The 12,633-nt window shown below is 46.2% G+C and carries 11 protein-coding genes; 1 reads left to right on the top strand and 10 read right to left on the bottom strand.

The annotated features are described in order from the left end of the window. Position 1: 1 nt before the first annotated feature. From F5971_RS15300 to F5971_RS15255, 10 genes are all read right to left on the bottom strand, one after another. Complete coding sequence (locus F5971_RS15300) at positions 2-2,782, bottom strand: sensor domain-containing diguanylate cyclase (protein ID WP_246187828.1); 2,781 nt, start codon at positions 2,780-2,782, stop codon at positions 2-4. Beyond that, entirely contained in the window at positions 2,761-3,042 is a 282-nt protein-coding gene (locus F5971_RS15295) for a hypothetical protein (RefSeq protein ID WP_193495810.1), read from the bottom strand. Before F5971_RS15295 ends, F5971_RS15300 begins: the two co-directional genes overlap by 22 nt. A gap of 81 nt (positions 3,043-3,123) precedes the next feature. Next, on the bottom strand, positions 3,124-3,366 hold the full coding sequence (locus F5971_RS15290; protein ID WP_193495808.1) for a protein kinase domain-containing protein: 243 nt from the start codon (positions 3,364-3,366) through the stop codon (positions 3,124-3,126). A gap of 110 nt (positions 3,367-3,476) precedes the next feature. After that, on the bottom strand, positions 3,477-6,005 hold the full coding sequence (locus F5971_RS18425; RefSeq protein ID WP_223116342.1) for an EAL domain-containing protein: 2,529 nt from the start codon (positions 6,003-6,005) through the stop codon (positions 3,477-3,479). 93 nt (positions 6,006-6,098) lie between these two features. Then, positions 6,099-7,163: a DUF1176 domain-containing protein gene (locus F5971_RS15280; protein WP_193495805.1), complete on the bottom strand. Its 1,065-nt coding sequence runs from the start codon at positions 7,161-7,163 to the stop codon at positions 6,099-6,101. 162 nt (positions 7,164-7,325) lie between these two features. After that, complete coding sequence (locus F5971_RS15275; RefSeq protein ID WP_193495802.1) at positions 7,326-7,697, bottom strand: VOC family protein; 372 nt, start codon at positions 7,695-7,697, stop codon at positions 7,326-7,328. 288 nt (positions 7,698-7,985) lie between these two features. Next, positions 7,986-8,408 carry a GNAT family N-acetyltransferase gene (locus F5971_RS15270; RefSeq protein WP_036512281.1) on the bottom strand — a complete coding sequence of 141 codons (423 nt, stop codon included), beginning with the start codon at positions 8,406-8,408 and terminating at the stop codon, positions 7,986-7,988. A 213-nt stretch (positions 8,409-8,621) separates the two neighbouring features. Next, positions 8,622-9,068, bottom strand: coding sequence for a hypothetical protein (locus F5971_RS15265; RefSeq protein WP_157682351.1), 447 nt, complete (start codon positions 9,066-9,068; stop codon positions 8,622-8,624). 17 nt (positions 9,069-9,085) lie between these two features. Beyond that, a complete protein-coding gene (locus F5971_RS15260) occupies positions 9,086-10,420 on the bottom strand; it encodes an esterase/lipase family protein (RefSeq protein ID WP_193495800.1) in 1,335 nt (444 codons plus the stop codon). 141 nt (positions 10,421-10,561) lie between these two features. Next, positions 10,562-11,470, bottom strand: a complete 909-nt coding sequence (locus F5971_RS15255) for a LysR family transcriptional regulator (protein ID WP_193495798.1) — start codon at positions 11,468-11,470, stop codon at positions 10,562-10,564. A gap of 91 nt (positions 11,471-11,561) precedes the next feature. Here F5971_RS15255 and F5971_RS15250 point away from each other — a divergent pair, with 91 nt between their 5' ends. After that, a complete protein-coding gene (locus F5971_RS15250) occupies positions 11,562-12,623 on the top strand; it encodes a tartrate dehydrogenase (protein WP_281348325.1) in 1,062 nt (353 codons plus the stop codon). Positions 12,624-12,633: the final 10 nt, after the last annotated feature.

Here is a 12,633-nt window from a genome sequence, read left to right as displayed (position 1 = left end):
GTTAGATGTCCTGTTGGTGAAGATTGTCTTTTATATGATATACACATGTACGGTTTTTACCGTCTCTTTTGGCTTGGTATAAGGCTTCATCTGCACAATGTATCAATTGATCGATACTGCTTTCCAAACCGACATGCAACCCAATACTCATGGTGACCCGAGGAGAAACTGACGAAACAACATGCACAATATCACGCTGGCGAATGACCTGATGGATCTGTTCAGCAATGTGCACAGCACCCTCACGATCAGTAGCGGATAAAATTATTGCAAACTCTTCGCCACCATAACGAGCCACTAGGTCGCTGGGGCGTTTGACCACTGAATTGAAACACTCTGCCACTGCAATCAAACATTCGTCTCCAGCCTGATGCCCATAATGATCATTGTAGGCTTTGAACTCATCCAAATCGCAAATCAGTAACGAAAAAGGCAATTCATGTCGCTTGCAGTATAGGTATTGCTGCGTCAAAAACTGGTTAAAATGTCGACGATTGCTGAGTCCAGTCAACCCATCCGTCGTCGCTAGAATTTGCAATTGTTGATTGGCATCCTGCAACTTTTTCTCTGCCAACTTACGTTCATCATTTTCCTCCGTTAACCGCTGATTCAAATGACGAATGGTATCGTACTGGTTTTGTAGCTCCTCCTTCTGCCGCTCGATATCCTGAGTGCGCTCTCCCACCCTTTGCTCCAGCTTTTGATACACCAATGCATTTTCAATCGAAATGGCAATCTGCCCTCCCAGATAATGCAATAAGGCAAAACGGTCTTGCGTAAACACCCCTGCGGCCGTGTCGTTCTCCAGATAGACAATTCCTTTTACCTGTCCATGAATCATCAGAGGTACACAAAGGACTGACAACACCTGATAGCGAGCAAAGTAAGGATCATTGGCAAAGACATCGTAGTGGCGAGCATCATCTATCAAAATCGGCTCATGCGATGCCATTACATAGTTAATGACCCGACGCGGCAGATTATCTGTCTGATCATAGGGTTGACTCTGCATGACCTGAGTCTCAACCCCTTCAACCGAGGACTCAGCCTGAATCAGAAACTGTTGATCCTCTTGCAGCATGAGCACACAACGCCGCGCCAGAGTATTTTCCTGCAGAATAGACATTAGGGTTTCGAGTAATCGAGGCAATCGACGCTCTTGGCTAATCACTTCGACAGCTTTGGCAAGGCTATCTAAATCAAACTGGTCTGTTCGCCGTACACGACTAGAACCTTGAGCTTGAGCATTTTGACGACTCACCCCCCATTTTTCAGCCAACTGCCTTTTTTCCAGTTGATGGCACTGCGCCGCTAAAAGCTGACCTTGACTGGCATACAACTGTTCTGTCAATTGATGGCCAAGTACCTGAAGATTGAGATGACCATAAAACTCGGCTGTTTTACAGGCTTCTTGGTAATGTTCAAGTGCCTTACCATAACGTCCGGCAATTCGATACAACTCCCCTCGCAACAATTGCGCTCTATCCAGAAAGTTGTCAGGACAGGATTTGGCCCAGCACTTAAATTTCCGTACATAGCGTTTAATACGGACGTGAATCCAATGCCTTTTTAAGCCATCAAAGGATCGAAGCGTTTGGGCCAAAATCAGCGCGTGTACAAAGCAATGCTCAGTCGCATGCAACATGCCCTGACTGTCTTTCATATACCCCTGACTGTTCAGCGCAACCTCTGCTGCTGCCTTATAATGACCTTGAAAATACAGCACCCACATTTTATTAATGAAATACATATGGGCAAAATGGCGAGAGCCATACTGGCTTAATTTATTCAGATAAGCACGTTCGTCAAAGCCATTATGGCTAAAGGTGGGTAAAGAAGATGAAGAATGACATAGATTCAACAACGCTTGACGAATACCGACCAGCACTTGGCCATGCTTAAATGCGCCTATGCGCTGCAAAGTGGCTTGGTAATAGTTACATTGTTGCAGCACTTGCTCAAGAGGCTGTCCACGCATCAGTTGGCTTTGCACAATTCCAGTGGCTGCACAGCCTGCATGAAACCAATCGCCAACCTTAAGCCCCTGCTCAAATGCACGCAGCCAGTAGCGCTCGGTATCACTGGCCGGATGCAACCAAGAGTGTGCAAAGTAACCATACACAAACGGGACTTCCGCACTCTGCATCTGATTGTTGTAACGCTCTAGCATTGCGAGAGACAAACGACCGTATTCACATCCTGCTTCAGCGTGGCCTCGGACACCACCCAAAAAAATCACGCCAAACACCATATAACCGACCACAGCCTCTCGGGTATTTCCATAACGTAAACACAAACGCACCTGTTTAGCGGCAAGTGCGACACAAAGCTCTGGACGTATCTGGTAGGCCACTTTCTGCATGGCAGACAACAATAGAATTTGATCCCGAATACACGCCTCACTGACCTCGGGCAAAGCCAGTAATGTCTCCGTGGTAGCTCCGCGTAATTTGTATTTAAGGTGGAGATAATCTGCTAGGAAGTTAACAGGGTTGAAACCCGCAGGCACCCGAAAGCCAAGATAGGAAAGAGCGGTTCTACCCGTTTCAAACGCGATCTGGAAGTCACCGTAATCGGTATGAAACTTAATCAACAACTCATAGATTTTTGTACGCTGTCGTGCATCCGAACAGACAAGCAGTGCCTGATGATAATAGTTTAATGCCGTTGACTGTTGACCACACAAATGCTCGCATTCTGCACGCTCTTTTAGAATTTCGGCGCGAAGGTGTGCATCCGTAATCTGCGGCAATAGGAGCTTCATCGCTTGAATGATATACACCAGCGCCAAATGAAAATCGCCATTAGCCTTGTGGTCCTTAGATTCAACTGACCCACCTTGATCAATTGTTGCGGATCGGAGATCCGATCTAAAGCTGCCGTATAGTGATAGACACAATCCAGCAGGTGACTTTCCATTTCCGCTTGAGTCTCAAGATACTGCGCGATGGACAAGTGCACTTTTTGAAGCGTCAGTGTATCCATAAGCCCAAAGGCTGCCTGCTGAATGCGATCATGGGGAAAGGCATACTCCCCAGCCATCGCATGACCAACCAACCACCCGCTTTGGCATTTGCCAGCGCCCGCTCAACGTCTAAATTGGGAAGTAGGTGCTTCAACATGTCACGACTGCGTATGAATACAGCCAGCATCATGAATAGACTGCACAGCCTCGACTATTGCCACAGCCAAGTGTAAGCATTGATGCTCTGTTAAGGAATGCGTGTTCAGAAACTGGTCCAGTGGCTGACCTTCAAAGTACTCCCGCAGCAACACAGGAGTATTATTCCAAGTCGTAATGCCTTTTACGGCGATCAGTTTAGCATGTGAGAACTGTCGAAGACGGTCATACTCGTTGTGAAGCATGTCAGCATGTGTCCAGTGTTTAACACTTAACTAGGTCTTTACTCCGCACTCGATGAGTCATACAAGGACTTAAGCACATTGATTGAGACGACAACCTACCCTCATCTAGACTATTTTGAGTTAAGCGCACTCTTCATAAACTCTTCAGCGGACACAGGACGTCCAAATAAGTAGCCTTGATACCCAGGACACCCTATCGCTTGCAGGAATTTCCACTGAGCCTCTGTTTCAACACCTTCAGCAACGACCCATAGGTTAAGCTCTTTAGCTAGACTGATAATAATACGGGTAATCGCGGCATCATTGGCATCGTCAGGTAAACCGTCGATAAAGCAACGATCAATCTTCAGCTGATCCAACGGCAACTGTTTAATATAAGCCAAAGACGAATACCCTGTACCAAAATCATCCAATGCGAAACCAACCCCTTTCTGTTTCAAGTACTTCATCCGCTCAATTGAAAACGCCATATCGTCAATCAGCAGGCTTTCGGTCAATTCCAATTTAAGGCGCTGTGGCACCAACTGAAAGCGCTCAACCAATGCCAGTATTTCGTCGACAAATCCAGGCTGTTTAAACTGATGCACACTAATATTCACCGAAAGACTTAACTCTGACAAGCTCGGCATGCTTGCCCAAACTGATAACTGCTGGCAAGCTTGGCGCAATACTATGCTACCCAACGACAAGATTAGTCCAGATGCTTCAGCTACTGGAATAAACTCAGCCGGTGCCACCAAACCACGTTGGGGATGCTGCCAGCGTACTAAGGCTTCAGCACCAATCAATTTACCTGCGGCATTCACTTGTGGCTGGTAATAGAGCAATAACTGTTCTTGCTGCAATGCAATGCGTAATTCAGACTCCATCTGCGCCCTTGCTGACAGTGCCTGTTGCATTTCTGGATCAAAAAAGTACAAACAATTACGACCTGCATCCTTCGCTCGGTACATTGCCAGATCTGCTTGTTTCAGCAGCTCCTCTGCAATGGCACTGCCATGAATCAGGGTAATACCAATACTGGGGGTACTGAAATAATGCTGTCCGTCGAAATGATACTCTTGACGCAAGGTCGTCAGAATTTTTTCAGCCACAACTCGAGCGCGAGCGGCGGCATCCGCTTCATCGTAGCTAAGAGTGCCCAGCATCACCACAAACTCATCCCCACCAAAACGCGCTACCGTATCCTCTTCCCGCACACAGAAACTAATACGATGTGCAACTTGGCGCAGCAGATCATCACCTTTGTCATGACCCAATGTGTCATTGAGGGTTTTGAAATTATCCAAATCAATAAACAAAAGTGCACCAAAATTTGTACTGCGCTGATTTTGATGCAATTGCTGCTGCAGTCGGTCAATCAGTAAACGTCGATTTGCCAAGCCTGTTAATACATCGTGAAATGCAAGATGACGGATATTACTTTCGCTCAACGTCAACTCATCGGCCTTGCGTTTTAGCTCTGCACTCTGAGCGCTCAGCTCTTCGTGATACGCATGAAACAAACCTGAAGACCAACGGGAAAACAGCCAAGACCCAATCACGGCAAAAATCAGTGATACTAAAGTAACCGCCAAATAGGTGTACCAATTGCTTGACGTACTGGCTTCAAAAACCTGTACTTCATCCTTTAAAATGCCACTGACCTCATCTTCAAAAATGGTGGAAACCAACACCCAATCCCAATGGCCTGCTGGCTCAACCAACGCTGTTTTCCAGGTATTCTCGCCAGTTATCGGGCTGGGCCAGAGGTAACGGATAAAACCACCACCTTCTGCTGCCGCCTCAAGCATCAATACAATCGCTTCTTGCTCTAAGACGGATGGTGCATCTTCCCCTTGCTCTGCAGGATACTGACTATCAAATGACAGAAGTACCTGCCCCTGCGTATCAATCACAGCGGTAAACCCTGTCTCACCGATCCGTCGATTACGTATTTGTGCCAAGAGTTTAAGTTGCAAGCGGCTTTCCCATTCATAGGTGTAATCCCCTGCACCTATCAACCAATCAAAGGGAGCAAAATGACGCACATACACATGTTTATCGGCCATACGCTCAGCATCATCGGGACGATACCAACGATAGGAATGGAACCCGGCACCCTCAGGGGAGTGAGCAGCCTCCAACAGCCCACGCACGATATAGTTCCCCCTATCATCTTGATTGTCAGGCATCAGTAGGCCTTCAAGTTCAGGCGATGTTGGAGTGAGCACAAAACGTCCACTCATTTCTCCAACAAAATAGTAGCCACGCCCATCAAAGAAGCGTAACGGACGCAACGTTTCGACAAGCAGACTTTTCAGACTCGCCTGATCAAAATCGGGGCTTTGCTCCAGATACAGTGCATTAGCGGTTGTCCAAGCAACATCGACCATTTCAACTAGGCGCTGACGTAACTCCACCTCAGTTTGTGCTTGTGTATAATCAATATCGGTTCGGATGGCCGACATTTCCCGGCGCAAACGTTGCTGCAACTGCTGCAATGATAACGCCTCTATACGCTGTATCGAGGCGTTGTGCTCATGAATTCTCTGCCAAGTAAAAAAACCCGATAAAAACAACGTTAGGAAAGTGACCAGTAACAATGTCCCTGTCAAATGAAGACGCGGAAGCGTTCTGGATTTATCAGACAGTTGCATGCTACTCGACCCAATAGTCAGAAATACAAGTATAATAGTACCTTAGTCGTACCATGACCAGTTTCAGTTCGAGCTTCACTGGGGACTCAATCACTACGTCGCATCGCTACGAACACTCGTAACGAGTGTGGGCAAAGTCCATGCTCCACCAGGAGCCATTAATTTGCACAGTCCACTGGTAGATGCTTCGGTATGGACAAACTGTTCGCCATCCCAAGTCCATGCCTCTGAACTCCAACAATCGCCAAGACCACGTCCCTTGTGAGAGGCTGAAATGACTCCATCGCTGTGATCCGAACCCATCGTAGTTACCAATATAGGCTGATAAGGTGACGATGCATTAATGATCCAAAAACCGTATCCAAAATTGTATGCACCCATCCAACACTGAGCTGAAATCAGTACTTTGGTATCGTTCAGACGAGTCGCTGTTAGCTCGGCATTTTCTCCCTCAGCCTCGGTAAGCCTCTGGCAATCATCTTCTCCTAGAGTGGTATGGATCGCATCCATCAAGGCTTTTGAATCCATCATGGCAAGGGGTTGATCATCCGATAATGACGTTGGAAGAGGTGCTGCAATAACAACAGGAACCTGTTCTGCAGGGAGGACGGATTTTTCGTCCTTAGCCCCCTTCTTGACGAGGGCACCTAGCGTATTGATACGACCTTGGTATTCATCCATTTTCAAGAGCACCGCTGTGGCACCTTTATCAGAGAGCGACCAGACGGCCTCCCCAGCAGATAGCTCGATGCGTGACGTACGGACAAGCGATGCCAATAGCGCATCAACCTGACTCGAACTGAGGTCGGCAACAAACGAGTCCTTGGCAATCGCTACCTGCCCAATGAGACGATCATTGATGCGCAACGAAAGTTCAAATACCGCCGGAAGGCTATCAAGCTTAGGGTTCTCTTCATAGTGGCCGATCATCACTTGTCCTGTGACGGGTTCGTTGGGTCCCGCCTTTCGCGTTAGGAGTACCGATACGGCCATTTCCTCGTTATCGCTATGATAGCCTGCGGCTCTGCATGTACGTGTATTATCACATGCCAACTCCCAGTCATGATGCGAAAATCGTAGCCCTGACGGCCACTGGGCTAAGAGCTGTGATGGCAGAAGTACCAAAAAAAGAAGCAGAGATTTGGACGGAAGCGCCATGCATTGTTCCTTATGTTTGAACCTGAGCGAAGCTACGTGCTAGCCCATGACGCCACTGTAATTTACACGGCTAGGTGAGTGCCAGTAAAAATAACCGATGCAGGTTTATGGCTATTGGTGCTTGTCGGCTCATGTCCACCTAGCACAACTGCCGTACATTGATTATGCATTTTTTCCAATTCTCAACTGGAAAATATTACCCTCACAATCATACGCATCACATACCTGACGGCCACCAAAATCCCAATTTTTGGGCGGGTATACAGCTCCACCTTTTTCTTCTATCTTTTGGCCAATTCGTTCAAGAGGTGCATCAACAAAGAATGTTGGCTTTATTGGCGTATCGTCTCTGGCTTTATCTAGACTAAATGCCTTTTTTGAAATCTCTGTCTCAAGCAACACTAGCTCAACATCACCCGCCATCAGTAAAGCATACGACTCATCTTTTTCGAAGACCTCGAAGCCAAAGACATGACAATAGAATTCAGTTAAGCGGCTGATTGACGAAGAGTAAATAACCAATCCTGTTCTCACCAAGGGCGCTCCTTCCTAGACTCAATGAGCTTTTACAATAGCATTGATCAACGTTATTGTGGAATAGATTTGCCTTTATTAGAGTGCATCAGCATGCAAAGCTCTGGGCTCTTTACAAGCGGAACAGAATCCTAGACAGATAGAAGCTGTCACGTCACGATGGATGGCACGAAAAAGCCAGAAATGCTGATCGCTAGACGTATACTTGGCGACCTTCGGCATTATTTTTATTGGGCAAATAGAAAGCAGATACGTCGAATTTTTGGAAGTCATCTGGATGAGACGGATTTAGCGATAGACCATAATGAGTTCGGGGTGCCCTGTGTGCACATCGACTTGCTCAGAAAGTAGAACGAACCTGTGTTTCTCATAAAACTGGATGCTTTTAGTATTTTCTTTATAAACAGTAAGTTGTAAGTTTTCCCGCCTTTTTTTAGCATCATCAAGCAAGATAGAACCCAACCCCTTACCCTGAAAGTTCGGTAGGATAAAAATTGCAGCAAGTGTATCCTGATAAAGGCTATAGAATCCAACAATCTCGCCCTCCACTTCATACACAAAGGTATCCGATGCAGGAATATAAACCTCACGCATCTCGTTGATCTTCGATTCCCAGAATGCAGACTCTATAAAATCATGGGCTTTGATCGACGCAGATAGCCAAATTGCCAAAATTTGATCAATATCCGACACACGATAATCGCGAATCATCTGTTTACTCCCTAGTACTCGTAACGTCGCATGAAAGTAGCTTTAACTAGCACAGAAATTTCATCAAAGTCTTCTATATAGACATATCGCATGATGGTTTTCAGGTTGCACCTTAGCTGCTTATTTTTAAGGCACTAAGCCTTCTAATACATATTAGAGGGTATACTTAGTTTGGCTAATCACCAAAACATTAACACGTAATCTACTCAGAAATCACTTAATACGAGTAATCACCACCAGAAGTGGGCCACCCTGCGACTCATCAAGTTCATAATTGTTGAAATACATAAAAGGAATATCATTCGCGAACAGATAAAGGCAACCACTTGGCTCGCCGACCAAATTAGCAGGGACTGTCCACTCTTTCTGCACACCAATCGGGAATGCATGACGGTCATCCCTGCCAACTACACCGCACAATAAAAAATACGGCTGGTACGGTATTCGGTTGAAACGCATGAAAATCCTTATCAATCCATCGCTCCAACCTTCCGCATCGCAGATCTTGTGACAATCTTTCCACTTACCGCGCGCTGAAAAACTGTATTGTTCGCCAACACTCACCAAAAGGCCGGATTCAACATATTTAATTTTTGGATTAACCGTTGCTTCTGCCGACTCACCAATCGTGAGTTGTCTATCACATGATTTTATGGCCATGCCAACAGCCCCCACAATCAAGAAAGCCCAAATATTTTAAATACTTTCTCAGTCTGTTCTCTGTGGATTTTTATATCTATCAACACTGTTCGATCTGGATGAAAGAGTTTCTGCAACCGATCAGAAGTAAGCTTGATACTGCCAATATCATCGTATCCGAAGGTTGAATAGCCCACGGTTTTGGTCTGGCTGATATCTGGCATAGCGGTCAAACTGACAAAAAGTGGCAAGCCTAGCGTCACAACTTTCTCGTTCAGCACAGTCGTATCGAATAACAAACTGCGATAGGCCGAATTATCACTATACACATGTACTTTTTCGAAAATTTCTTCTTGTACTACACGTGTCAGACGGTTATCGACCTTTTTAAAAAGTTTGTCTTTGGCGAATATTTCCAAGAAATAGTCAGTTACAAAGGCATCCATATCGTCGGTAAGGCGAACCACTGTGTTCTGATACGCTTGTGTGTGCGAGTTAGATGAACTGTTTGTACGTGCAGTATCCGAAAATGTTTCGAGCCTATTAACAAATGCAGGAAACGTCTCGTCGGTCACCTGCAATGCATCCTTGATCAAGCCAAGGGTAAGTGCATTTTTCGGCCCATTGTCCTTGAGTGCAATCGTACTGTGATTTTCGTTTGGAATGCGTGCAAAAGCAGTTAAACCTTTCGCATCTTCAAGTGAAAGCTTTGGCTTTTGAGGATCGGTTGCAAAGTCGAACCTAACCAATAGTGGATTCAGATGGGCCGTAGACACCCTTACCGTTCCATCTGTCCCTTTCTCGTTTGCGGCTGCTGCAATACCCGTATAGCCAGACGTTCCTACCAGTACGGTGCAAAGCACACGTCCTGGACCATACCAAACCTCACTGCCAAAACGATCTTGCTGCGCCAAATCCCACGAAAATGGACTCGCAAGCTCCAACCCTTTAAGAATGTGAGTACCTGTGTGAAAGAGCCGACTGCTTTTAAAACCTTTAACAACTCTACCGAAGAATGATCGTCCTTTATGAGCCAACGGCGAACCGAAATTAGCAGGCGCTAACATCAGCAACCTGTTAATTGGATTCGTTTCAGGTTTAAAAAAGGTGATCATCCAATGACGTATAACTAACCCACCCGTGCTATGAATAACAATATCAACGCTTCGAGGTGCAGTCGGTAAACGCTCTTTTTTCCAAGCCGCCTGCAAAGCATAGGAAAGATCATCGAACGTAACATCGTCGTCCAATGTAACATAATCGCCAAGACGCACATGCTTGACGTTTGGCATGATGCCATCGGCGATTAAGCGTTTACCAAGACGTTCGAATGAGCGGTAAGTATCGCTCCATCCATGAATAATCACTAACACAATCGACCTCCCTTCACGTTAGATTAAAATCCAAACACGCTACCGCGCCCCACCGTGCTCCATCACAGCAAACCAGCACATCTAAACCCTACATTTGAAAATAGACCATAATTTTTATACGTACAATTTTTTGTTTAAAATTTAATCAACTCTCAAAAACCCAGGCAATGACTGCTCCAGCTTCAGAACACAAGCCCTTAATTTTGCAGACGTTTCTAATCTTGCTGAATAAATGACGTGAATATCCGCTTGCTGTCCATAGCTAGGCAAAACACGAACAAGGTCCCCTTCTATCAGCTCTTTCTGAACATTCCAGATGGAACGCAGCATAATCCCGTGGCCTTTTAAACACCATTGTTTGGCAACAGCACCATTGTTTGTCATCATCTCTGCCGTTAGAGGTATTGAATAGACCTCATCCTCTTTTGCAAGACGCCAGATGCCATAGCTCTGATCGCGCTCACGAATACCGATGCATTGGTGTCGCTTGAGGTCTTCTAGAGAAGTGGGAAATCCGTGTTTCTCAAGGTATGAGGGTGCAGCACAAAGTATGCGCTGATTATTGGCAAGGCGTTTTGCAATCATTTGCTCAGGCAATACACCACCGATACGAATTTCAAGATCAAATCCTTCAGACACAAGGTCGACTGGGCGGTCCAGCAATTCCAAGTCAATTTGCAAATCAGGATAGCGAAACGCTAAATCAGACATAATGGGGGCAATGCAGTGCATTCCGAATCCTGTGCTCGTGACAACCCTCAAGCGACCGCGTGGGAGCTCTTGTTCACGATTGAGTTCTGCACGTAACTGATCGTGCGTTTCCAACAAACGCTCGGCCCATTCAAGTGCTATCTTTCCCTCTAGTGTTAAACAAACACTGCGGGAGGCTCGCATAAAGAGCTTAACACCCAGTCGTTCTTCCAAAAGGCCAATTCGTTTACTGATATACGCGGGCGACACCACTAATTGATCGGCGGCCACACTGAATCCACCCAGACGAGCGGCCGTCACAAACACACGAAAATCCTCAAGCGGAGGCAGTTGACTCACGATTCATATTCCTTACAAACACATTAACCTTATTTATTCACGATACATATTCAAATAGCATGGATCAACGATTACTTTCAGGAGAGATGTGATGAAAAAATTAAGAATAGCCGTCATCCCTGGCGATGGAATTGGCAAAGAAGTTATTCCTGAAGGCATTCAGGCACTTGAGGCGGCGGGACGCAAGCACAGTGTTGAGTTTGAGTGGACCTATTTCGATTGGTCTTGCGAGACCTACCATCAAACAGGCCGCATGATGCCTGAGGATGGCATTGAACAACTCCGTCAGTTTGACGCAATCTACTTGGGAGCCGTTGGCTTTCCGGGCGTGCCGGATCATATTTCACTTTGGGGATTATTACTGCCGATTCGTCGTGCTTTTGATCAATATGTAAACTTACGTCCTGTTCGGTTGTTTGACGGTGTGCCCTGCCCACTAGCCGGTAAACAGCCTGGTGATATCGATTTTTATGTTGTCCGAGAAAACGTCGAAGGTGAATATTCATCCGTTGGGGGTATTCAATATGAAGGCACTGAGCATGAGGTTGTTTGCCAGCAAAGCCTGTTCACACGCAGAGGCACGGATCGTATTCTAAAGTATGCATTTGATTTGGCACAAAGCCGTGAAGCAAAGCACCTGAGTTCAGCGACAAAATCAAATGGCATCTATCACTCCATGCCCTATTGGGATAACCGTGTACTCGAAATGGCCAAACACTATCCCGTAGTGAAGGTTGACCATTATCATATTGATATTTTAACGGCCAATTTTGTACGTATGCCTGAGCATTTTGATGTTGTGGTTGGGTCTAACCTGTTTGGTGATATTCTTTCTGATTTAGGCCCGGCCTGCACTGGCACCATAGCGATTGCGCCTTCGGCAAATATTAATCCTGAGAAAACCTATCCATCGATGTTTGAGCCTGTTCACGGCTCCGCACCGGATATCGCCGGACAGAATATTGCTAACCCACTCGGCACCATTTGGGCGGGTGCGATGATGATGCAACATTTGGGCTTTCCTGCGGTTCATGACTCTCTGATGCAGGCGATGGAGACGGTCTTAAAAGAAAAGCAGCACCTAACTCGAGACATGGGCGGGGTTGCCAGTACACAAGAATTAGGCGCTGCGTTGGTCAGACATATTGCTTAAGACAGATAGT

This window comes from Nitrincola alkalisediminis, assembly GCF_009821115.1.
Classification (GTDB): domain Bacteria; phylum Pseudomonadota; class Gammaproteobacteria; order Pseudomonadales; family Balneatricaceae; genus Nitrincola; species Nitrincola alkalisediminis.
Note: the sequence above shows the minus strand (reverse complement) of the source record. Positions and strands in the feature narration are given on the sequence as shown.

Bases quoted from the DNA above. Each gene is read 5' to 3' on its own strand.
- F5971_RS15265 (WP_157682351.1), bottom strand. From the start codon at position 9,068: ATGGCCATAAAATCATGTGATAGACAACTCACGATTGGTGAGTCGGCA.
- F5971_RS18425 (WP_223116342.1), bottom strand. From the start codon at position 6,005: ATGCAACTGTCTGATAAATCCAGAACGCTTCCGCGTCTTCATTTGACA.
- F5971_RS15295 (WP_193495810.1), bottom strand. From the start codon at position 3,042: ATGGCTGGGGAGTATGCCTTTCCCCATGATCGCATTCAGCAGGCAGCC.
- F5971_RS15290 (WP_193495808.1), bottom strand. From the start codon at position 3,366: ATGCTTCACAACGAGTATGACCGTCTTCGACAGTTCTCACATGCTAAA.
- F5971_RS15280 (WP_193495805.1), bottom strand. From the start codon at position 7,163: ATGGCGCTTCCGTCCAAATCTCTGCTTCTTTTTTTGGTACTTCTGCCA.
- F5971_RS15250 (WP_281348325.1), top strand. From the start codon at position 11,562: ATGAAAAAATTAAGAATAGCCGTCATCCCTGGCGATGGAATTGGCAAA.
- F5971_RS15270 (WP_036512281.1), bottom strand. From the start codon at position 8,408: ATGATTCGCGATTATCGTGTGTCGGATATTGATCAAATTTTGGCAATT.